This window comes from Streptomyces stelliscabiei, from assembly GCF_014873495.1.
Taxonomy (GTDB): Bacteria; Actinomycetota; Actinomycetes; order Streptomycetales; family Streptomycetaceae; genus Streptomyces; species Streptomyces bottropensis.
Genome location: NZ_JADBGF010000001.1, coordinates 7369667 through 7392080 on the forward strand (window position 1 = coordinate 7369667; position 22414 = coordinate 7392080).

20 protein-coding genes are annotated in these 22414 nt (G+C 72.8%); 8 read left to right on the forward strand and 12 right to left on the reverse strand.

Going from position 1 to position 22414, the window contains the following annotated elements:
- Positions 1 to 8: 8 nt before the first annotated feature.
- From H4687_RS32760 to cimA, 3 genes are all read left to right on the forward strand, one after another.
- Positions 9 to 1055 carry an agmatine deiminase family protein gene (locus H4687_RS32760; RefSeq protein WP_046913503.1) on the forward strand — a complete coding sequence of 349 codons (1047 nt, stop codon included), beginning with the start codon at positions 9 to 11 and terminating at the stop codon, positions 1053 to 1055.
- Positions 1056 to 1287: 232 nt separating this feature from the next.
- Entirely contained in the window at positions 1288 to 1824 is a 537-nt protein-coding gene (locus H4687_RS32765) for a TetR/AcrR family transcriptional regulator (protein WP_046913502.1), read from the forward strand.
- Positions 1825 to 2176: 352 nt separating this feature from the next.
- On the forward strand, positions 2177 to 3781 hold the full coding sequence (gene cimA, locus H4687_RS32770; protein WP_046913501.1) for a citramalate synthase: 1605 nt from the start codon (positions 2177 to 2179) through the stop codon (positions 3779 to 3781).
- Between the two features lie 250 nt (positions 3782 to 4031).
- Here the strand turns inward: cimA and H4687_RS32775 are convergent, their stop codons facing one another.
- Positions 4032 to 4529, reverse strand: a complete 498-nt coding sequence (locus H4687_RS32775; RefSeq protein WP_046913500.1) for a lipoprotein — start codon at positions 4527 to 4529, stop codon at positions 4032 to 4034.
- Positions 4530 to 4688: 159 nt separating this feature from the next.
- Here H4687_RS32775 and H4687_RS32780 point away from each other — a divergent pair, with 159 nt between their 5' ends.
- Positions 4689 to 6044 carry a hypothetical protein gene (locus H4687_RS32780; RefSeq protein WP_050398696.1) on the forward strand — a complete coding sequence of 452 codons (1356 nt, stop codon included), beginning with the start codon at positions 4689 to 4691 and terminating at the stop codon, positions 6042 to 6044.
- A gap of 89 nt (positions 6045 to 6133) precedes the next feature.
- Here the strand turns inward: H4687_RS32780 and H4687_RS32785 are convergent, their stop codons facing one another.
- Positions 6134 to 6919: a S1 family peptidase gene (locus tag H4687_RS32785; RefSeq protein WP_050398699.1), complete on the reverse strand. Its 786-nt coding sequence runs from the start codon at positions 6917 to 6919 to the stop codon at positions 6134 to 6136.
- Between the two features lie 679 nt (positions 6920 to 7598).
- Between H4687_RS32785 and H4687_RS32790 the strand changes: the two genes are divergently transcribed.
- Complete coding sequence (locus tag H4687_RS32790) at positions 7599 to 8489, forward strand: hypothetical protein (protein ID WP_306459011.1); 891 nt, start codon at positions 7599 to 7601, stop codon at positions 8487 to 8489.
- Between the two features lie 22 nt (positions 8490 to 8511).
- Here H4687_RS32790 and H4687_RS32795 read toward each other — a convergent pair whose 3' ends face one another.
- Complete coding sequence (locus tag H4687_RS32795) at positions 8512 to 9132, reverse strand: YceI family protein (protein WP_046916133.1); 621 nt, start codon at positions 9130 to 9132, stop codon at positions 8512 to 8514.
- Between the two features lie 148 nt (positions 9133 to 9280).
- Here H4687_RS32795 and H4687_RS32800 point away from each other — a divergent pair, with 148 nt between their 5' ends.
- The 3 genes from H4687_RS32800 (at position 9281) to H4687_RS32810 (ending at position 13657) form a co-directional block, all read left to right on the forward strand.
- Complete coding sequence (locus H4687_RS32800) at positions 9281 to 11656, forward strand: polysaccharide lyase 8 family protein (RefSeq protein ID WP_046916134.1); 2376 nt, start codon at positions 9281 to 9283, stop codon at positions 11654 to 11656.
- Between the two features lie 165 nt (positions 11657 to 11821).
- Complete coding sequence (locus H4687_RS32805; protein ID WP_046916135.1) at positions 11822 to 13405, forward strand: acyl-CoA carboxylase subunit beta; 1584 nt, start codon at positions 11822 to 11824, stop codon at positions 13403 to 13405.
- Positions 13406 to 13462: 57 nt separating this feature from the next.
- Positions 13463 to 13657 (forward strand): acyl-CoA carboxylase epsilon subunit, encoded by a 195-nt coding sequence (locus H4687_RS32810; protein WP_046916136.1) that lies wholly within the window; start codon positions 13463 to 13465, stop codon positions 13655 to 13657.
- Between the two features lie 81 nt (positions 13658 to 13738).
- On the opposite strand, the gene H4687_RS32815 is transcribed toward H4687_RS32810, so the two are convergent.
- The 9 genes from H4687_RS32815 to H4687_RS32855 form a co-directional block, all read right to left on the reverse strand.
- On the reverse strand, positions 13739 to 15349 hold the full coding sequence (locus H4687_RS32815; protein WP_159392203.1) for a hypothetical protein: 1611 nt from the start codon (positions 15347 to 15349) through the stop codon (positions 13739 to 13741).
- Positions 15346 to 16125, reverse strand: coding sequence for a PP2C family serine/threonine-protein phosphatase (locus H4687_RS32820; RefSeq protein WP_046917206.1), 780 nt, complete (start codon positions 16123 to 16125; stop codon positions 15346 to 15348). The genes H4687_RS32815 and H4687_RS32820 overlap by 4 nt, the downstream gene beginning before the upstream one ends.
- Complete coding sequence (locus H4687_RS48175) at positions 16122 to 16910, reverse strand: vWA domain-containing protein (RefSeq protein ID WP_046917207.1); 789 nt, start codon at positions 16908 to 16910, stop codon at positions 16122 to 16124. Before H4687_RS48175 ends, H4687_RS32820 begins: the two co-directional genes overlap by 4 nt.
- Before the next feature lie 65 nt (positions 16911 to 16975).
- Positions 16976 to 17482, reverse strand: coding sequence for a hypothetical protein (locus tag H4687_RS32830; RefSeq protein ID WP_050398702.1), 507 nt, complete (start codon positions 17480 to 17482; stop codon positions 16976 to 16978).
- A gap of 1633 nt (positions 17483 to 19115) precedes the next feature.
- Positions 19116 to 19592 (reverse strand): YbjN domain-containing protein, encoded by a 477-nt coding sequence (locus H4687_RS32835; RefSeq protein ID WP_046919883.1) that lies wholly within the window; start codon positions 19590 to 19592, stop codon positions 19116 to 19118.
- Positions 19582 to 20580, reverse strand: a complete 999-nt coding sequence (locus tag H4687_RS32840) for a serine/threonine-protein kinase (protein WP_046919882.1) — start codon at positions 20578 to 20580, stop codon at positions 19582 to 19584. Before H4687_RS32840 ends, H4687_RS32835 begins: the two co-directional genes overlap by 11 nt.
- Before the next feature lie 183 nt (positions 20581 to 20763).
- Positions 20764 to 21345, reverse strand: a complete 582-nt coding sequence (locus tag H4687_RS32845; RefSeq protein ID WP_013000463.1) for a GTP-binding protein — start codon at positions 21343 to 21345, stop codon at positions 20764 to 20766.
- Positions 21326 to 21895: a DUF742 domain-containing protein gene (locus tag H4687_RS32850; protein ID WP_045561500.1), complete on the reverse strand. Its 570-nt coding sequence runs from the start codon at positions 21893 to 21895 to the stop codon at positions 21326 to 21328. The genes H4687_RS32845 and H4687_RS32850 overlap by 20 nt, the downstream gene beginning before the upstream one ends.
- 98 nt (positions 21896 to 21993) lie before the next feature.
- The gene (locus tag H4687_RS32855; protein WP_005479603.1) at positions 21994 to 22407 is read right to left on the reverse strand and encodes a roadblock/LC7 domain-containing protein; all 414 of its coding nucleotides are present in this window, start codon (positions 22405 to 22407) and stop codon (positions 21994 to 21996) included.
- Positions 22408 to 22414 lie beyond the last annotated feature (7 nt).

Below are 22414 nucleotides of genomic sequence, written 5' to 3' on the forward strand. Positions count from 1 at the left end.
GCCGTCCCATGACCACACCCGCCGCCGACGGTTTCCGGATGCCGCCCGAGTGGGCCCCGCACGAGCGCACCTGGATGGCGTGGCCGGGACCGAACCCGACCTTCGAGGACCCGGCGGACCTCGCGGACTCCCGTCGGGCCTGGGTGGCGGTCGCCCGTGCCGTCCGCAGCTTCGAACCCGTGACCGTGGTGTGCGGGCCGGGGCAGTCGGAGGAGGCGCGCACCCTGCTGGGCGACGGCGTCGACACGGTCGAACGCGCGCTGGACGACGCCTGGATGCGGGACATCGGGCCGACCTTCGTCACCGACGGGCGTGAACTCGCCGCCGTCGACTGGACGTTCAACGGCTGGGGCGCCCAGCCCTGGGCCCGCTGGGGGCACGACGCCGGGATCGCCGGGCAGGTGGCGGACCTCGCGGGCGCGCGAACGTACGCCTCGAAGCTCGTCAACGAGGGCGGGGCGATCCATGTCGACGGCGAGGGGACCGTCCTGCTGACGGAGACCGTCCAGCTCGGCCCGGAGCGCAACCCCGGCTGGACCCGTGAGGAGGTCGAGGCGGAGATCCACGCCCACCTCGGCACCCGCCGGGCGATCTGGCTGCCGCGCGGCCTCACCGGCGACTACCCCCCGGGCGGCTTCGGCACGCTCGGCCATGTCGACATCGTGGCCGCCTTCGCCCGCCCCGGCGTGGTCGTGGCCCATTCCCAGCCGGACCCCGCCCACCCCGACCACGAGATCACCCGGGAGATCATCGGCCTGCTCCGGTCCGCGACCGACGCGCGCGGGCGGCGCCTGGAGGTCGTCGAGGTCCCCGCCCCGACCGTGCTGGAAGCGGACGGCCGCTGGGCCGACTACTCCTACATCAACCACTACCTCTGCAACGGCGGAGTCGTCCTGTGCGGCTTCGACGACCCGCGCGACGAGACCGCCGCCGACATCTTCCGCCGGCTGTTCCCACGACGGACGGTCACGCTCGTCGACGCCCGCACGATCTTCGCGGGCGGCGGAGGCATCCACTGCGTCACCCAGCAGCAGCCGCGGACGGGCGTCAGGTAGAAACGTACGGATGACCACGCCACCGCATCCGCCACCGGACACGCACCCACCCGCGACACACCCACCGGACGCGCACCCGTCACCGGACCCGGACGCGCCGCCGGACCCGGACGCGCCGCCGGACCCGGACGCGCCGCCGGACCCGGACGCGCCGCCGGGTCCGCCCGCCCGTCCGGTGACCGCCCGTCGCCGCAACACAGCCCCGCCCCGCGAGGACGTGCTCGGAGCCGCCATGAGCATGATCGCCGAGCGGGGTCTGGAGAAGCTCACCATGGCGGCGCTCGGCCGGGAGGTCGGCATGAGCAGCGGCCATCTCCTCTACTACTTCCACTCCAAGGACGAGCTGCTGCTGCGGACCCTGGAGTGGAGCGAGGGCCGGCTCGGCGCGGAGCGCGCCCGGCTGCTCACCCGCACGGGCACCGCCCGTGAACGGCTGACGGCGTACGTCGACCTGTACGTCCCCGACGGCCACCGCGACCCCCACTGGACGCTCTGGCTGGAGGTCTGGAACCGCTCGCAGAACGCCGACGACGACGCCCGTGAGCGTCAGGCCGCCATTGAGGGCGCCTGGCACCGCGACCTGGTGGCCCTGCTCGCGGAGGGCGTGTCGAAGGGGGAGTTCCGGGCGGTCGACCCGGACCGGTTCGCCGCCCGGCTGCGGGCTCTGCTCGACGGCTTCTCCATCCATGTGGCCATCGGGCTGCGCGGCACCGACCGCGCCCAGATCCTGGCCCACGTGCGGGAGTTCCTCGACGAGTCGCTGGGGTGAGCGCGACGCGCGGACTCGTACGCAGCACGCGGTGACCGCGCGATGATCAGCGCGCTGTTCGCATCCTGAGACGGACGGTGAGCGCGGGCCCGGTCTGTGCCAGACTGTCCCCGTGCTCTCGTTCGCCATGATTATTGGCAGCAGGCGCGCCGGTCCGCAGTGACCGCCTCGTACGACCAGGTACGGGCGGACACCGTCGTTCTCGACCCGCGCGCAGACCTCTCGCACCCGCGAGGGGTTTTTCGCTTTTCTGGCCCACCTTCAGCCGGGAGCGCAGCGCGAGGGATCATTGGAGGACGGTGGAGCCGGTCATTCCGGTACGACCGAGATCCAACACAGGAGCCTTGAGATCATGACGGACACCAGCGAGCTCGACGACTCGTTCCACGTCTTCGACACCACCCTGCGCGACGGCGCCCAGCGCGAGGGCATCAACCTCACGGTCGCGGACAAGCTGGCCATCGCACGGCACCTGGACGACTTCGGCGTCGGCTTCATCGAGGGCGGCTGGCCCGGCGCGAACCCGCGCGACACCGAGTTCTTCGCCCGTGCCCAGAAGGAGATCGACTTCAAGCACGCCCGGCTGGTCGCGTTCGGCGCCACCCGCCGCGCGAACGGCAAGGCGAGCGAGGACCCGCAGGTCAAGGCCCTGCTCGACTCCGGCGCCCCGGTCATCACCCTTGTCGCCAAGTCCCATGACCGGCATGTCGAACTCGCCCTGCGCACCACTTTGGACGAGAACCTGGAGATGGTCCGCGACACCGTCTCCCACCTGCGCGCGCAGGGCCGCCGGGTCTTCGTCGACTGCGAGCACTTCTTCGACGGCTACCGCGCCAACCCCGAGTACGCCAAGGCCGTCGTCCGCGCCGCCGCCGAAGCGGGCGCCGACGTCGTGATCCTCTGCGACACCAACGGCGGCATGCTCCCCGCGCAGGTCCAGGCCGTCGTCGCCACCGTGCTCGCCGACACCGGCGCCCGCCTCGGCATCCACGCCCAGGACGACACCGGCTGCGCGGTCGCCAACACCCTGGCCGCCGTCGACGCCGGCGCGACCCACGTCCAGTGCACCGCCAACGGCTACGGCGAGCGCGTCGGCAACTCCAACCTCTTCCCGGTCGTCGCCGCGCTGGAGCTGAAGTACGGCAAGAAGGTCCTCCCCGAGGGCGCCCTGCGGGAGATGACGCGGATCTCGCACGCGATCGCCGAGGTCGTCAACCTCACCCCCTCCACCCACCAGCCGTACGTCGGTGTCTCCGCCTTCGCGCACAAGGCGGGCCTGCACGCCTCCGCGATCAAGGTCGATCCGGACCTGTACCAGCACATCGACCCCGAGCAGGTCGGCAACACCATGCGGATGCTGGTGTCCGACATGGCGGGCCGTGCCTCCATCGAACTCAAGGGCAAGGAGCTGGGCGTCGACCTCGGCGACGACCGCGAGCTGGTGGGCCGCGTCGTCGAGCGGGTCAAGGAGCGTGAGCTGAAGGGCTACACGTACGAGGCCGCGGACGCGAGCTTCGAGATCCTGCTGCGCGACGAGGTCGCGGGCAAGCCGCAGCGCTACTTCCGCACCGAGTCCTGGCGGGCCATCGTCGAGGACCGCCCCGACGGCAGCCACGCCAACGAGGCCACCGTCAAACTGTGGTCCAGGAGCGAGCGCATCGTCGCCACGGCCGAGGGCAACGGCCCCGTCAACGCGCTCGACCGCGCCCTCCGGGTCGCCCTGGAGAAGATCTACCCCCAGCTCGCCAAGCTGGAGCTGGTCGACTACAAGGTCCGCATCCTGGAGGGCAAGCACGGCACCAACTCCACGACCCGCGTCCTCATCTCCACGACGGACGGCACGGGCGAGTGGTCCACGGTGGGCGTCGCCGAGAACGTGATCGCCGCCTCGTGGCAGGCGCTGGAGGACGCGTACACGTACGGCTTGCTGCGCGCGGGCGTCGAGCCGGCGGAGTAGGCCCGGGTGGCTCGCGCACCCCTACGGCACCCCGCGCCCCCTGCTGGTCAGGGGCGCGGGGAACCGCGCGAGAAGCCCCACCGGACGCCCCACCGGACGCCCCACCGGACGCGCCACCGGACGCGCCACCGGACCCGCCCCCGCACCCGACAGCCCCACCGGACCCGGACCCGGACCCGCACCCGACAGCCCCACCGGACCCGGACCCGGACCCGCACCCGACGTCCCACGCACCCCTACGGCGCGACCGTCAACACGCACGCTCGGCCAGATCCTCGAACGCCTGTGTGCCCATCACCCGGTCGTCGGCCCACACCCGCCCCGGCTTCAGCCGCGCGAGATCGGCCGGAGTGAAGGAGACCGAGCCGTTGGCCTGGTCGTCGGTGTGGCCGTAGAACACGAACGCGTAGGTGTGGCCCGACCGGAGCCGCTGCTCGCCCCTCGCCTCGGCGTCCCACGCGGCCGGCGGCGAGAAGAGCGGGAAGTCCGCGTCCCCCGACCACTCGCCGTCCGTCTCCCAGACCGTCGTGTCCGTCTCGTCCTCGCCGGGCTCGTCCTCGTAGGAGCCGGCCCAGCCCATGAGCGTCGGCGCCGTGTACGGGGCGTCACCGCACGGCCGGACCAGCACGCGGGGTGACCCGTCGCCGTCCACGGTCACGCCGGCCAACGGCCGGATCTCCGGTGTGCACCCGCTCAACAGCACCGCCCCGCTCACCGCGCACACCACCGCGAGAACTCTCCGCAGCATTTTGTTCGCCCCCCGCAATCCCGTCGCCCCCGCGTGCACCGCACCCGTCTCGAACGGTTGTACAGCCATCCGGGTGACCGCCCAAGTCGACAGTCGGCTCCCATCAGGTCACGAACGGGGATCGTCCGTTCGCGCGCCGATCGAGGTAGCTTCGAAGGTATGAAAGGCGCACCGGTCCGACGTCTGTTCCGCCTCCTCATGATGCCGCTCGCCGCGCTCACGCTCGCGGCCCTCGCGGCCCTGACCCTCGGCGCGCCGGGCGCGCACGCGGCCACCGACCTCTCGACCGTGGCCGCGGCCCTGCGCGAGAGTCCCGTCTACGTCGACCCGGCCGCCTCCGACCTGCTCTCCGCGGCGGACGCCGAAGCCCTCGCCGACACGATCGAGGACGCGGACGAGCCGATCTTCGTGGCGGTGCTCCCGGCCGGCCACCCGACCCAGGACCTCTTCCGCAACCTGCGTACCGAGACCGGCGTGACCGGCCTGTACGCCGTCCGTCTCGGCGACCGCTTCGACGCCCGCGCCGACAGCAGCGTGCTGAGCCGCCAGACCGTGGCGAACCTGGTCTCCGCGGTCCAGGGCGCCGGCGACCCCAAGGCCCAGCTCAACGACTTCGTGGACGACGCGCTGCGCAGCAACCCCGGCGGCACGGCCCCGTCCAGCTGGAGCGGTGGCGGCGGCGACCAGGGCGTGGACGCGGGCGGGCTGGCGGTGGCGGGCGCGGTCGTGGCGGCGGGCGGCGTGGGCGCGTACGCGCTGGTGCGCCGCAACCGCCGCCGCAAGGAGGAGGAACGCCGCGAGGCGCTGGCCCGGCTCGCCGTCGTGGTGGACGAGGACATCACGGCCTTCGGCGAGGAACTGGACCGCCTGGACTTCCACCCCGCCGAGCTGGGCGCGGACGACGCGATGCGCGCCGACTACGAACGCGCCCTGGACGCGTACGAGCAGGCCAAGTCCTTCATGGCGGCGGCCACCCGGCCCGAGGAGGTGCGAGCGGTCACCCAGACCCTGGAGGACGGCCGTTTCTCCCTGGCGCAGCTCGCCGCCCGCCGGGAGGGCCGCCCCCTGCCCGAACGCCGGGCCCCCTGCTTCTTCGACCCCCGCCACGGCCCCTCCGTCGCGGACGTGCTGTGGACCCCGGGCGTGGGCACCGAACGCGAGGTCCCGGTCTGCGCCGCCGACCGGGCCCGCCTCTCCGACGGCCAGGACCCTCTGATCCGGGAGGTGGACACGGTGTCCGGCGGGCGCCGCCCCTACTGGGACGCGGGCCCGGCCTACGGCCCGTGGGCGGGCGGCTACTACGGCGGCGGCCTCCTCCCCGGCCTCCTCGTCGGCACGATGCTCGGCAGCATGATGGCCACCCCCTCCTACGCGGCCATGTACGGCTCCGGCTACGGCGACTTCGGCGCGGCTTCCGGTTACGGGGGCGGCGACGTCTCGGGCGCCGACTTCGACCCGGGCGATTTCGGCGGCGGGGACTTCGGGGGCGGCGGGGACTTCGGCGGCGGTTTCTGAGAGCCGGCCCCGGCCGTACACGGGCACGGGCCCGGCGCTGGACGGCGCCGGGCCCGTGCCCGTCGTACGGGAGAGGGTGCGGGCTCCGCTCAGAGAGTGGCGGCGGCCGAGGCGATCTGGGACGCGAAGGTGGACACCTCGGAGTAGACACCGGGGGCGTTGCGCTGGGCGCAGCCGTCGCCCCAGCTGACGATGCCGACCTGGATCCAGGCTCCGGCGTTGTCCCGGCGGAACATCGGGCCGCCGGAGTCGCCCTGGCAGGTGTCGACGCCACCGGCGGCGAAGCCGGCGCAGATCTCGTCGCCCGGGACGAGACCGCTGTACAGGCCGCCGAAGGCGCGGCAGGTGGCGTCGCTGATGAACGGCACCGTGGCCTTCAGCATGTACCGCTGCTGGGCACCGCCCTCGACGGCCGCGCCCCAGCCGGCGACCGTGAAGTCACCGGTGTTGTACTGCGTGGTGGTGGCGATCTTCAGCGTCGGCAGGTTGATCGGCTGGGCGAGCTTGATGAGGGCCCAGTCCTTGCCCGTGCCGTTGTAGCCGGGGGCCCGGTACACCTTGGTCGAGCGGACCTGGACCCGGCCGCTGGTGCTCTGCAGGTCCACGACACCCGCCGTGGCGGTGATGCCGGTGTTGTTGCCGGTCGCGCCCACACAGTGCGCGGCCGTGAGCACGATCTGCTGGGTGTACAGCGCGCCGCCACAGCCCATCGACAACCGGACCATGAAGGGGAACTCGCCCTGCGCGGCACGCGTACCGCCGACGACCGGCGAGGGAGCGGCCTCGGCCGGTGACACGGGCTGCAGACTGGCGATCGCGAGCGCGGCGGCACCGACGACCGCGCATCTCTTCAGGGCGGTGATGAGTCGCTTCAACGTGATGCCTTCCGTGGGGGGTTGACATGCGATGACTCGTACGGCCGAACCGCAGATATGACGCAGGCATGCCAAAAGTCGACGGGAACTCCCCTTTGATGGCATGCCCAGGTCAATTTCTGTTGCAGGATTATGAGAACGCCGAAAGCCCCCGCACAAGAGGCGTGAACCAGCCAGCCTCACGGCACGGAGCCGGGCGCCGGGCCGCTCCAGGTCGGCGCGGCCTCCGCGCGCGGCCCGGCTGGGGCGGTGTCGGCCGAGCTGGGGCCCGGTCCGTCGGGCAGGGCGCCGGGGATGCCGCCGCGCACGCGACGGCCCCGTCGCAGTGCCGCGTCGGCCGAACCGGGCCGCGGCGGTACGACAGAACCCCATCGGTTCGGCGCCGAGCCGCCGGTCGGGGCCGCGCAGGGCCGCGCACCTGCCACCCGGCCGCGCAGGGGGCGCTCGTCGCAACCGGAGACTGGGGATCGACCCCCGCCCGCTCGGCTCGCAGCCGAGCGGGCGGGCAGGCCGGGGACCGGGGCCCGAGTGCGGGTCGCCAGGCGCGGGATCCGACCCGCTGCCCCCGACCGGCGGTCGAGCCGACCGCTGCCGTAGGCCGGAGTCGCTGACGCGAAGGGCGGTGCGGTGTCAGAACACGGCGCGGCCGGTGTCAGACCCCCGTGCCACACTCCGTCCCATGTCTCCTGACGCCCCAGGCACCCCCGGCTCCTTCGCCTCCTCCGGTGCCGCCGCGGACCCGTCGGCCTCCCTCGCCGACGGCGGTCCTCTCGCCGCTCTCACGCTCGACCGGTGGCGCTCCTTCGAGGCCGCCACCGCGCGGCGCGTCGCCCTTGAGGCGGCCGATCTGGTGGGGGGCCGACTGGTCGGCGTCGAGGCCGTCGAGCACCTCGGAGAGCCGTCGCACCGGGTGCGGATCGAGCGGGACGGGCAGGAGTTCGCGCTGATACCCGGCGGCCGGGTGACCCTCGGCTTCGACGCGGCGACCTGGCGCCCGACGCCCGAGCAGACCGCCGACTACGAGGCCAGCCGGGAAGAGGGGTTCGGATACGGCGCCGACCTGCGGGAGCACCTGGCGCGGGTGCTCAGCCCCCGCCGCACCGTCGTCCTGCCCACGGTGCTCATGGCGGTGGAGGGAGAGCCACTGACCGAAGCACCGGCCGACATGCCGGCCGTCCTCGCGGCGCGCGGACTGCGCATGCCCACCTCCGACGAGTGGGAGCACGCCTGCGGCGCCGGGGCCGGCACCCTGTTCCGGTGGGGCGACGAGTGCCCCCTCGACCGCGTCCCGTACGGGGACCACACCGGCCCGCACAACGAGCCCAACGCCTTCGGCCTACGGATCGCCCACGACACCTACAGCACCGAACTCACCAGCGACACCAGGGAGGTGCGCGGGGGTGACGGCGGCGAGTCGGTCTGCGGCGGCTACGGTCACCTGCTGGCCTGGCTGCCGCTGGCCACCGCCCACACCCACCCCGACACGGCCGAGTTCGTGTACGGCGAGGACGGTGAAGGTCTCTACGACGACTTCACCGTCCGCCCCGTCCTCGCGCTCCGCACCACCTGACGTCCCAGGCGTCCCGGGCGGCTCAGCCGGCGTTCCGGATCGCCGAGATGTCGAAGGTCAGCTTGATCTTGTCCGACACCAGGACGCCGCCCGTCTCCAGCGCCGCGTTCCACGTGAGGCCCCACTCGGAGCGCAGGATCTCCGCCTTGCCCTCGAAGCCGACGCGCTCGTTGCCGAAGGGGTCCTTGGCCGCGCCGTTGAACTCCAGGCCGATGGTGAGCGGCCTGGTCGTGCCGAGGATGGAGAGGTCACCGGTGATGCGGTAGTCGTCGCCGCCGAGGGCGACCGCCTCGGTGGAGCGGAAGGTCATCGTCGGGAACTCCTCCGTCTTGAAGAAGTCCGCGCTCTTCAGGTGACCGTCGCGGTCGGCGTTGCCGGTGTCGATGCTGTCCATCTTGACGTCGATGGAGGCGGTGGACCGGGACGGGTCCGAGCCGTCCAGGTGCAGGCTGCCGGTGAAGTCGAGGAAGCCGCCCTTGACGTTGGTGACCATGGCGTGGCGGGCCGTGAAGCCGATCGTGGTGTGGGACGCGTCGATCGTGTAGTCACCGGTCAGCGCGGCCAGCCCGGGGTTCACCGCGGAGGTGGTCGCCGTGGCGGCGGCGGTCTCGGTGGTCGTGTTGCTGCGGCCGAAGATGCCCATGACGTCTCTCCTTGGGTAATGTTGTTCAACGTTCAATGAACTGAACACGTCCCACCGTAGACCTATTCCGTTCAACATTCAACTGTGTCGTCCACGTGATCGACACGTCACGCATCGTTGATCCCGCGCGGGTGGAATGGTAGACGCCATGGGCATGACCCCCACCCGCCGGAACGTCCTGCTCCTCGCCGCGACCCTGGCGGCGGCGCCCACCCCCACCGCGCACGCCGCCGACCGGTCCGCTGCCGACGACGACGAGTACGACACCCTGCGCCGCCGCTGGCTGGCCATCGCACTCGGCGCCGGATACGACCCCACCGCCGAGCCCTACGCCACCCGCCTGCGCGAGACCGGCGACCTCGCCCACGCCTTCCGCGCGGCCATGGAACCCACCGCGGACTCCCTCTGGCCCGGCCACCACTTCGACCCGCCCGCGGGAATCACCCAGAGCTACAGCCGCCTGTGGACGATGGCCCAGGCCTACGCGCAGCCGGGCACCGGCTCCACCGGCGACGCCGGTCTCCTCGCCGACATCCTGCGCGGCCTCGACCACCTCACCGCGACCGTCTACCACCCCTCCACCACCCGCTACGGCAACTGGTGGGAGTGGCAGATCGGCAGCCCCCGCCTCCTGCTGGACATCGTGGCCGCCCTGTACGCCGAACTCACGCCCGCCCGGCGGGCCGAGGCCTGCGCGGCGGTCGACCACTTCGTCCCCGACGCGCTGCTCCGCGAGTACACCGGCACCTCCACCGGCGCCAACCGCGTCGACCTCTGCCGCTCCGTGGCCCTGCGCGGCATCCTCGGCCGCGCCCCCGAGAAGATCGCCCTGGCCCGGGACGCCCTCTCACCGGTCTTCCCGTACGTCACCCGGGGGGACGGGCCGTACGCCGACGGTTCGTTCGTGCAGCACACCTGGGTCGCCTACTCGGGGACGTACGGACAGGTCATGCTCGACGGACTGGGCAGGCTCTTCGCGCTGCTGGCCGGGTCGGCCTGGGAGGTGACCGACCCGAACCGGCAGATCGTCCTCGACGGTGTGGAACGGGCGTACGCGCCGCTCATCCACGACGGACTGGTGATGGACAGCGTCAACGGCCGTGCCATCAGCCGGGGTTACCTCAAGGGCGACGACCGGCACATCATGCGCGGCGACCACTTCCACGGCCAGGGGATCATCGCCGCGATCGCGCTGCTCGCGCTCGGCGCGACCACCGCCGAGCGCGAGCGCTGGCACGGGCGGATCAAGGGGTGGATCGCCCGCGACACGGTCACCCCGATCCTGACCGCGAGACAGTTCGGCGTCGCGGACCTGTCCCGGCTGCACGCCGTCGCCGCGTCCCCGGTCGCCGCCGCGCCCGAACCCGTCGGTCACCGTCTCTTCCCCGCCATGGACCGTGCCGTCCACCGCCGGCCGGGCTTCGTGGTGAACATCGCCATGGCCTCCGACCGCATCGCCCACTACGAGTGCGGCAACGGCGAGAACCCGCGCGGCTGGCACACGGGCGCCGGGGCCACCCTCTGGTGGGCCGCCGGGCACAGTGACCAGTACACGGACTGGTTCTGGCCCACCGTCGACTGGTACCGCCTCCCCGGCACCACCGTCTCCACCCGACGGCTCGCCGACCGGGAGGGCGGCGAGTGGGGCGAGCCGAAGCCGGCCGTACGGTGGGTCGGCGGCACCACGGACGGCGAGTACGCGGCGATCGGCCAGCACCTCAGGGGGCTCGGCTCCACGCTGGAGGCCCGCAAGTCGTGGTTCTGCCTCGCGGACGCCGTGCTCTGCCTCGGGGCGGGCATCACCTGCGCGGACGGGGTGCCGGTGGAGACGGTGGTCGACAACCGGAACCTGGGTGGGGGCGGCGGCAGGGCTCACCCGCCGCTCGTACGGGGCCGGCTCTGGGCACACCTGGAGGGCCACGGCGGCTGGGTCTTCGCGGACCCGTCGGCGGGCAGCACCGGCAGCCCGGCCGGAGCGCCCGTCCCGCGCACCCTCCGGGAGGACCGCACCGGCGCCTGGTCCGACATCAACACCGGCGGTACGACCGAGCGCCGCACCCGTCGCTGGCAGACCCTCTGGCTGGACCACGGCACCGATCCGGTGAACGCCGGTTACGCCTATCTGCTCATGCCCGGGGCGTCCCGCCACGCCGTCGAGGCCCGTGCCGCCGACCGGCGCTGGTTGTCGATCCTCGCCAACGACAGCGCCTGCCAGGCGGTTCACGTCCCCTCGCTCGGGCTGATCGGCGCCACCTTCTGGCACGCCGGTACCGTGGGCCCGCTGACCGCCTCCGCCGGGGCGAGCGTGCTGATCCGCCGCCGGGGCGGGACCGCTACCCTCTGCGTGAGCGAACCACCGCGCACGGGCGAGTCGCTGGAGATCATCTGGCGTGGTCCGGTGCGCGGGGTGGTCCGGGCGGACGAATCCGTCGAGGTGCTGGAGTCCGCGCCCGGTCGGCTACGGCTGCGCATCACCCCCGGCACGGCCTGCGCCACCCACGCCTGTGAGCTGTCTCTCCCCTGAGGGCGCCGACACCGCTTTGTGCGACCCCTACAAGCCCCACACCCCCTGAGCAGTCGATTCGCCTGCATGCCGACGAGGTTCTGTTCAGGGGTACCAGGAAAACACGCCGGAGACTGTACGGAGTCGACGGACCGCTTTCCTCGCTCGGCTTCGTATGGTCGCTACATGACCGTTTTGGATGAGGCACCGGGTGAGCCGACGGACGCGCGCGGGCGAGTGGCCGAACTGCACGAGATCCGTGCCCAGGCTCTGGCCGGCCCCAGCGAGAAGGCGACCGAGGCGCAGCACGCCAAGGGCAAGCTGACCTCCCGGGAGCGCATCGAGCTGCTGCTGGACCCGGGCTCCTTCAACGAGGTCGAACAGCTGCGTCGGCACCGGGCCACCGGATTCGGTCTGGAGGCCAAGAAGCCGTACACCGACGGTGTGATCACCGGCTGGGGCACGGTGGAGGGCCGTACGGTCTTCGTCTACGCCCATGACTTCCGTATCTTCGGCGGCGCGCTGGGCGAGGCCCACGCCACGAAGATCCACAAGATCATGGACATGGCCATCGCGGCCGGCGCCCCGCTGGTCTCGCTCAACGACGGCGCGGGCGCCCGTATCCAGGAGGGCGTCTCCGCCCTCGCCGGGTACGGCGGCATCTTCCAGCGCAACACCCGGGCCTCCGGTGTCATCCCGCAGATCAGCGTGATGCTCGGCCCCTGCGCGGGCGGCGCGGCCTACAGCCCCGCCCTCACCGACTTCGTCTTCATGGTCCGCGAGACGTCGCAGATGTTCATCACCGGCCCGGACGTCGTCAAGGCGGTCACCGGCGAGGAGATCACACAGAACGGCCTCGGCGGCGCGGACGTGCACGCCGAGACGAGCGGTGTGGCCCACTTCGCCTACGACGACGAGGAGACGTGCATCGCCGAGGTGCGCTACCTCCTGTCGATGCTCCCGCAGAACAACCGCGAGAACCCGCCGCGCGTGGAGGTCTCCGACACGCCCGACCGCCGCAGCGACGTCCTGCTCGACCTGGTCCCGGCCGACGGCAACCGGCCCTACGACATGACCAAGGTGATCGAGGAGATCGTCGACGACGGCGACTACCTGGAGGTCCACGAGCGCTGGGCCCGCAACATCATCTGCGCCCTCGGACGGCTCGACGGCCAGGTGGTCGGCATCGTCGCCAACCAGCCGCAGTCCCTCGCGGGTGTCCTGGACATCGAGGCGTCGGAAAAAGCTGCGCGCTTTGTCCAGATGTGCGACGCTTTTAACATTCCGATCATCACGCTGCTGGATGTCCCCGGGTTCCTCCCGGGCGTCGACCAGGAGCACGGCGGAATCATCCGCCACGGCGCCAAGCTGCTGTACGCGTACTGCAACGCGACCGTGCCCCGGATCTCCCTGATCCTGCGCAAGGCGTACGGAGGTGCCTACATCGTCATGGACAGCCAGTCCATCGGTGCCGACCTCACGTACGCCTGGCCGACCAACGAGATCGCCGTCATGGGCGCCGAAGGTGCCGCCAACGTCATCTTCCGCCGTCAGATCGCCGAGGCCGAGGACCCCGAGGCGATGCGGGTCCGCATGGTCAAGGAGTACAAGGCCGAGCTGATGCACCCGTACTACGCGGCCGAACGCGGCCTCGTCGACGACGTGATCGACCCCGCGGACACCCGCGCGGTCCTCATCCGCTCCCTCGCGATGCTCCACACCAAGCACGCGGACCTGCCGTCCCGCAAGCACGGCAACCCGCCGCAGTAACCCGCCCGTTCCCTCGCGGTACCCCTGCGGAAACCTCATCCACGGAGACTGACTTCCATGAAGCTGCCTGATATTCGCGTCGAGAAGGGCCACGCCGAGCCTGAGGAAGTGGCCGCGATCACCGCGCTGCTCCTGGCCCGTGCCGCCGCGCAGCCCACCGAGGCCACCCCGGTCCACCGGGGCCGCCTCCGTGCGGGCTGGCGCCGTCTGGAGCGCGAGCCCGGCTTCCGGGCGCCGCACAGCTGGCGCTGAGCGGATCCGTCCGCCGGACCTCAGGAGGGCCGGAACCCGTCGCGGGTTCCGGCCCTCCGGCGTTCCCTCCTCGTCCGCCGGTCAGACGAGGGCGACGATCCCCCAGATGATCAGTCCGAGCACCAGGAGCACCACGAGGAGTGTGCCGCAGGCGGCGGCCACGACGAAGAGGTCGTCGTTCCCGGACGAGGAGCCGGTGCCGGCTTTCGGCGGTGGCGAGCCGGGCGCCCGGCCGGGCTTCTGCGGCGGAGGCGCGGAGGCCGGTGGTGGTGTGGGGGTCGGTGGCTGTGTGGGGGGTGCCGCCGATGGCTGGGGTCGAGTGGACGCGGACGCGGACGCGGACGTGGAGGTGGACGCGGACGTGGAGGTGGGCGAGGCCGTCGGCGTGGCGGTTCGGGAGGGCGCGCCGCTGGAGGGCGGGGGGCCGGAGGGCGCCGGGCGGGACGGGCCGGCGGTGCGCGGGGCGCCGGTACGGGGAGGCGCGGTCCCGGAGGGGACGGTGCGGGACCTTCCGGCGGGGGACGACATGGGTCGTGACATCGAGGCGGACGCGGTCGCCGAGGCCGACGCGGACGCCGCCCCCGCCCCGCCCGCCCGGCCGGGCGAACGTGTGAACGGGTCGGTCCGCCCGTCCGCGAGCCGGCGGCACCACGGACAGGCGTCGAGATGGCCGCCGTAGGAGTGCGCCGACACCCGGGCGCACCGGGTGATGTCCTCCCGGACGTCGTCGAGCGCGGCCAGCCACGCCGCCGAGCTCGGCCGGCGGGCCGGCTCGCGCAGCCCCGGCCCGAACGTGGCCTTCGCCAACCGCAGCACCTTGGGCGGCACCACCTCGGCCGACAGCAGCTGCGCGGGCACCACCACACGGTCGGGATGCACCAGGAACGAGGTCCCGCTGAGGATGTTGTCCTTGCGCGTGGACTCCTCGGCGCCGTACTTCGGGGCGCCGTCGAAGGGGTGGTTCCCGGCGGTGACCAACTGGTAGACGAGGACCGCGAGGGCGAAGTCGTCCGAGTGCCGGGTCGGCTCGGTGCCGTCGTAGCGCTCGGGGCAGGCGTAGTCGTCCGTGAACGCGTCGGAGCCGAACTCCTCGTCCGTCAGCGCGTCCCTGAACGCGAACGAGTCGCAGTCGAGCAGGGTGATGTAACCGCTTCGGTCCGCGACCGCGTTCGCGCTGGACAGGTCGCCCACGACGAACCCCTCGACATGCAGCCGGGCCGTCATGTACGCCAGGTTCGCGGCCACCCCGACCAGGAACTTCCAGTCGGTGGCCCCGTCGAGGCGGAGCCGCACCTGCTTCTGGAGCAGACCCTTGAGCGGGGTCTGCGCCGACGGCTCCAGGCGGGGCATCCCGTAACCGACCGGCCGGCCACCGGACTCGACGAGATCCGTCGGCCACGCCAGCAGCGGCGGCTGGTCCGGCTGCAGCTCCTCCTCCGCCAGCGGGGCCGCCCGCAGCATCGCCGTGAGCCGCCGCAACTGCTCCTCGCCCGGGGCGCGTTTGTAGATCTTGGCGGCGAGATCGGGGCGCTCGCGCAACGCCCACACGTCGCCGTAACCGCCCTCCCCGAGCGGCTGCCCCTCGCGGGTGACCGGCGTACCGTCGCCGAGGGTCAGTTCGGCGGTGTCGTCCACGCCGTTGCCGTGGCCGGGGCCGCTGCTCTTGTCGTTGCCGTCGTCGTTCGTTCTCATGTCCGGACCGCCCACAGAAGAGTCTTGTCGTCACCGGTCACCCGGGTGATCTGGTCCGAGGCCAGGAAGGAGGACAGCCACCGCTCCTCCTCGGCGTGGTCGTACGCGGGATCGCCGAGCCGTGCGAAGAGGTGGCCCACGAACGCGTCGTGCGGCAGCGGCGGGCCGGCCGGGGTGCGTTTCAGCAGTGCGTTGGTCAGCCCGTCGGTGGACAGCAGGACCCCGTCGATGCCGCCGTCCCGCACACAGTCCACCCGGAGGTGCTCCTCCGCCCCGGGCGAGCCGACGAACACCGTCTCGTTGGCGTACTCGCTGCGGACGTGGGGGCGGGGCAGCAGATGGTACGAGCCCGGGGCGCCGCCGGTGCGCAGCAGCACCAGGCCGTCACCGATGGACAGTTGCCCGAGCCAGCCCTCGGCGACCACCGCCACCGTCAGCGTCGTCGCGTACGGACCGGGGTCCGCGCCGCACCAGCCCAGGAAGGCGCTGCGGACCTGGTGGAAGGCCTCGGTCAGGCGGTTCTTGCGGGCGTGGACGTCCGGGAGGTCCGCCCAGGGGGTCGCCACCGTGGCGAACGCGTCCATCGCGAGGGTCACGACCTGCCGGGACCCCTCCCGCGAACGGGAGGCGCTGCCCGCCCCGTCCGCCACCGCCAGCACCAGACCCGTGGGGGTCTGCCGGTGGTCCATGGCGTCCTGGCACGGCAGCTGTTCCTGGAGGTGCCGGTAGCCGATCACACTCGTGCCGTGCACCCGCCAGTCGGCGGCGGCGCTCACGCGGGCACCTGCCCGCCGCCGCGCCGGCTCTTGAGCCGGGCGAAGATCTCCTGGAACTCCGCCTCCGCGGCGCCGCCCTGGGCCGCGCGGGCGCTGTGCGACATGGCGGCGAGCAGTTCCTTGAACGGGAACCCGTCCAACCAGGCGTGGTAGCTGGGCGCGAGCTCCTGCAGAACGGCCTCCGCGCCGCTGTGCCGCTCCCCGACGCCCACCGCGAACAGGCGGAAGCGGCGCTCCTCCTCGGCCTTGCGCAGCTCGGGCAGCAGATCGCGGTAGGCGTGCGAGAACTGGCCGCGTTCGTTGCTGGGGAAGCCGTCCGTGACCACGCAGATCTGCGGGCGGTAGTAGGTCAGTCCCGAAGTGCGCAGCCCCGCCTTGTAGTCCGCGACCACCTCCATCGCCAGGCGCAGGGCCCGGTCCAGGAGGGTCACCCCGTGGGCGCGCAGCTGGGGCGGACGGAACTCGTGGGCCGGGACGAACGGACTGTGCGGCCACACCGGCGCGGTCGCGCCGAGCGGGACGTCGCCCTGCCACACGGTGATGTTCTCCGGGCCGCCGAACGTGATCACGGCCACGTCGACCGCCGCGCTGAGGGCCATGTCGTCCACCAGGCTCTCGGCCCACGAGGCCAGCGCCGCGTTGAGGGAGGTGATGGCGCCGTTGGCGGCGAGCGAACTGGAGGCGTCCAGGCAGAGCAACAGCGGCAGCCGTTGGGCGCTGTCGAACTCGAAACCCGTGTAGGGAACGGGGAGCTGGGTCTCTTCGGAACCAGGAATGTGGGTCACGGCTTCTCCGTGGTGCTGTGGGAAGAACAGGACGTCGTGCGAAAGAGGGACGGGGTGGGCGGGGGTCAGCGGAGCGGGCGGGCGTCCAGGACCGGAGGGTCGGACAGGGGTGCCGTGCCTGCGGTGGTGGCAGGGGATGTGGCTGCGGCTGTCGTCGTGACCGTGACGCGTACGGGACTGCCGGGCTGGGGGAACGCGTCGGTCGGACCGTGCCAGTGGGCTCGGCGCAGGACGCCCTCCCACTCGACGTACCCCTGCGGACGCAACCAGGTGACCGCGGTCGCGATCCTGGTGCCCGAGCCGAGATAGAGCGTGTCCAGTCCGTCGCCGCCGGCGTCGTCCCGCACCGGGGACGGGGGGACGGCGCGATCGGGGGCGCCGATCGTGATGGGCGGGGTGTGGGGCGCCGGCTGGTCGGCGGCCCGGGCCGGACCGGGACCGGTCGGCCGGGGCGGAGCGTGCTCGTCGGGGTCGGGAGGGCTGTGCGAGCCGGACGGGTCGCCGTGACCGGGCGGCTCGTTCGCGTCGGGGGGCGCCGAAGTCGTGGGCGGCGCGGAGGGATGGGGTCCCATCGGGGCTCTGGGAGGCGTCGGAGAATGCGGTGACGCCGCGGGGAGGTGCGAGACGGGGGACTGGGGCCGCGCCTCGGGCCCGTGCGGCGCCGAGGACCTTGACGACGGCGATGACCTGGGCGACCGCGACGACCCAGGAGGTACCGAAGGCTCCGGGGACCTGGGGCGCGGCGGGGTGACCGCCGGGGGTTCGGTCGGAGCCCGGTGGTCGGGCGGCGCGACGGACGAGGTGTACGGACTCTCGCGCGAGGGCAGGCCGGGCTGGGTCAGGTCGCCGGGACGGCTTCCGTGCCCGGGGAGACCCGCGGGACCCTGGGCTCCACCCACCTCCCCGCGCTCGCCGAACCGCCCGGACCCCCTGGGCTGCGAGGACCGGCTGCCGCGTGCGGGTTCCCGGCGCGGCTCGGGCCTGCCGGGGGTGTGGGGTTCGCCGCGTTGCTGAGGCTCGCTGCCGTGTGGGGGTTCCCCGTATCGGTCGGCTTCCTGGTGTCCTGCGGGCCTGCCTGGGTTTCCGGGTTCGCCGTGCCGTTGGGGCTCGCTGCCGCGTGCGGGTTCCCCGCGTCGCTCGGCTTCCTGGTGTCCTTCGGGCCTCCCGGGTTCGCCGCGCCCTTGAGGCTCGGCGCCCCGCGCGGGCTCCCCGCGTCGCTCCGGTGCGACGCGTCGCTCGGCTTCCTCGCGTCGCGCGGGCCGGGCCGGGCCTGCTTCTCCGCGGTGCTCGGCTTCCCCGCCCGCGCCGGACTTGCCGTACCACCCAGGCCCGCCAAGAGGTCCGGGTCCCGTGTGCTGCTCAGCTTCTCGGCGCCGTCCCGGCTCGCCGCGCCTGCCGGATACCTCGCGTCGCTCGGCTGTACCGCGCCGCTCGGGCTCATCGAGAAGCCCGGGCACGCCGGGCCTCTTGAACACACCGAACCTCCCGGACGCACGGCGCTTCCTGGACTCACCGCGTCGCTCGGGATCGCGGTGCCTTCCGAAGGCACGACGCCCGTCGCGCCCCTCCGACTCCCCGCGCCGGGCGACAGCTCCGCGCCCCTCGGACCCCCCGCGCCCCTCGGCGCCCGCACGCTCGTCCGACGCTCCGCGCCCGCCGGACCCGCCACTCTGATCGGGCGCCCCCTGCCCCCCGACCTCACCGTGCCCCGCGCCCTTCGCGGAGACCTCGTGGGCCCAGTGCCCCAGCGCGGCCCCCGCCCACTCCAGCAGTCGGCCGGGGAGGCCGAGCAGCCAGCGCACATCCGTGCTCAGGCGGCGGCCGGTCGTCCCCCGGGCCGGGCGTCCCGGGCGGCGGGCACGGTCGGACGTGGCCGACGAACCGCGGGTGCTGCCGACCCCGCGCCTGTTCCTCCGGCCCCCGAGCCGCACGCTCGCACGCTCTCCCCCGGGCTCGCCCCGCCGCCTCTCCCTACGCCTCCCAGGGCTTCCGGGACCGTCCTTCTCCCCCTCCTCCTGCTCGGCGTCGCGGCCGTCCCCGGGCTCTTCCCGCAGGTCCCGCTGCGGGCGCAGGTGCCCGTCCGGGGAGCGACGGCCGCCGGGCCGCCGGGAGGGGCGGGCGCGTGTGGCCCAGATGAGTGCCGTCCCCACCGTGATCAGTGCCACCAGCACGGCCCAGAGCGTGTGGAACACGAGTTGCACCGGATCACCCCCGCGCCGCGAGGTCGTCGGCGCCGCGCAGCGTGTGTCCCAGGTCCCGGCACTCCGCGAGCAGCCGGGTCGCCCGTTCCAGCACGGTGTCCAGCGTCGCGTCGAAGCCGGCCGGGGTCATGTGCGAGGTCAGGGGGAGCGTCGACACCGCGGAGAGCAGGGGGAGGTCGGTGCGGTCGTACCCGAGGACGGCCGTGGGGGTCACTTCGCGCGCGTTCCACGCCGTCGCCGCCGCGGCGGTCGACGCGACCCGGTCGGGCGGCACGAGGGTGCCGTCCGTGACGATCACCACCACCCACCCGCCGGCCTGGTTGAAGTCCACGACGAGCGCCGGCCCGGCGCTCCCCTCCGGGGTGATGTCGACGCCGAGCGCGCCGTGCTCGGCGGTGACGCGGGCGCCGCGTCGGCGGGCCCAGGTGCGGGCCAGTGCCTCCCAGCCGTCGCGCAGCGGGACGAGGGGATCAGCGGTCATGGTGCGCGAGTGCCTTCCGGATGAGTGCCTGGGTCAGTCCTGCGTCCAGCAGCCGGACGGCGGCGGGCCGCAGCGCGCAGCCGCCGCCCGGCTCCGGCGGCCCCGGCGCATGGCACCGGTGCGGCGGCCCGGGCACCGGGCGTGACCGCCTGCCGTCCCGCGAGGGCGCCCGCTGCGGCCGGGTCGGGGTGTCCGCCAGTGCGGCCAGACCGGCCATGACCTCCAGCGGGGTGGGCCGGGCCAGGGGCGCGTAGGAGAGGCAGGCGGTGATCAGCGGGGTGAGGGCCGCGGGCATGCCGCCCAGGTCGGGCCGGGCGGCGCCGAGGATCCGCCGGTCGGCCTCCCGGCCCGTGCCGTACGGGGGCCGGCCCGTCGCCGCGAAGGTCAGGACCGCGCCGAGGGCGAAGATGTCGACCGCGGGCGTGGGCGAGTGGCCCGTGAGCTGCTCGGGGGCCATGTAGCCGGAGGTGCCGAGGACGGTGCCCGGCGCGGTGAGGCCGCCGGCCGCGGCGGCCGACCGGGCGATGCCGAAGTCGATGAGGCGGGGCTCGTCGCCCTCCAGGACGATGTTCCCGGGCTTGAGGTCGCGGTGGATCACCCCGCGCTCGTGCACGGTGACGAGCGCCTCGGCGAGCATCAGACCGAACCGCTGGACGAGCCCCGTGGAGAGCGGCCCCCGCTCGTGGACCCGCACGGCCAGAGTGGGCCCGTCGACATAGCGGGTGGCCAGCCACAGCGGGGGAGTGCCGGTCTCGGCGTCGTACACCGGCACGGTGTAGGGGCAGTTCACCTCGCGCAGCGCCGCCACCTCGCGCGCGAACCGCAGTCGTATCTCGCTCTGTTCGGCGAGGTCCTCACGGATGACCTTGACCGCCAGCCGCTGCCCGGCGGGAGTGCGGCACAGATAGACCGTGCCCATGCCCCCGCTGCCGAGCCGGCCGACGACCGTGTACCGCCCCACCCGTGCCGTACCGCCAGGCCAGTCCATGTGTCCCCCGAGCGTCCCGGCGCCGACAGCCGTCCCCCTGACCTGTCGCCGCGCCGCAGGTCGCTCAACGTACCCGAAGGCACACGCTCGGTGGGTGGATTTGCTGTTAGTACGACAAAAGCCGCGTTCTCCCGGATCGACGGGGAACGCGGCTTTCGGCGCGAGGACTGCGGGGGCGGCTTCCTACCGGAGGCGGGCCATGAGCGCGTGCTCGACGAGCGTGATCAGAGCCGACTTGGCGTCCGACCGGTGCCGCGCGTCCGTCGTGATGATCGGCGTGTCCGGCCCGATCTGCAGGGCCTCGCGCACCTCGTCCGGGTTGTACGGCTGCTGACCGTCGAAGCCGTTGAGGGCGATGACGAAGGGGAGGCCGCTGTTCTCGAAGTAGTCGACGGCGGGGAAGCAGTCGGCGAGGCGGCGGGTGTCGACGAGGACGATGGCGCCGATGGCGCCGCGGACGAGGTCGTCCCACATGAACCAGAAGCGGTCCTGTCCGGGGGTGCCGAACAGGTACAGGATGAGGTCCTGGTCGAGGGTGATGCGGCCGAAGTCCATGGCGACCGTGGTGGTCGTCTTGTCTCCGGTGTGGGTGAGGTCGTCGATGCCCGCGGACGCGGACGTCATGACGGCCTCGGTACGCAGCGGGTTGATCTCCGAGACGGCCCCGACGAACGTGGTCTTGCCCACGCCGAAGCCACCCGCCACCACGATCTTCGCCGAGGTGGTGGAGCGGGAAGGACCGCCGCTAGAGCTTGCGAAGTCCACTGAGCACCCTTTCGAGCAGTGTCACGTCTGGCTGGCCGCCGGCGCTCTCGTCGCCGCCGGGCTGATGAATGGCGACCAGGCCCGCCTCCGCCAAGTCGGCGACGAGGATTCTGGCCACACCGAGAGGGATCGTCAGGAGGGCCGAGATCTCGGCCACCGACTTGATCTCCCGGCAGAGGTTGCAGATCCGCTGATGCTCGGGCAGCTGCCCCTGCATCTGGTGCGGCTGTGCGGTGGTGTGCACCAGCGCCTCGATGGCGAGCTGGTAGCGGGGCCTGGTGCGGCCGCCCGTCATGGCGTACGGGCGCACCAGGGGGTTGGTCGCCGCCCCCGCGGGCGAGGGCTCAGGGGTGCGGCGCTGCGGCTGCACGGGCTGGATGCGCGGTGCCGGCGGCTGGTCGTACGGCGAGGGGCCGGGGCCCTGCGGTGCGTACGGCTGCTGGCGGCTCGGTGCGGAGGGGAAGTTGTACCGGTTCTGGTCACCCTGGCCCGGCCCCTGGCCAGGGTAGGACCAGTTGCCCGACGATGAACCGCCTGGGGGTGTTGCCACGTTCTCTCCTCCTCCGACTGTGCTGGCATCCATGGCTCATTGGAAGCCGCGTCCCGAAACCTTACGGCCCCGGGACGCCAAAACGCACCGTCTGACTGTTAGTTGAGCAGGCTGCCCTGGAGCTCCGCACGAAGATCGGGCGTCAGGACCGTACCGGCACGGTCCACCAGAAGGGCCATCTCGTACCCGATGAGACCGATGTCGGCCTCCGGATGTGCGAGAACGGCGAGCGAGGAACCGTCGGAAACGGACATGATGAACAGGAATCCCCGCTCCATCTCCACAACCGTCTGATTGACGCTGCCACCTTCGAAGATGCGGGAGGCACCCGCGGTCAGAGAGGTCAGACCCGACGCGACGGCCGCCAGCTGGTCGGCACGGTCACGGGGAAAACCTTCGGACATCGCCAGAAGGAGTCCGTCGGCGGAGACCACCACCGTGTGCGACACCCCGGGGGTGTTGTCCACGAAATTGGTGATCAACCAGTTCAGGTTCTGCGCCGCCTGGCTCATCGGGCTC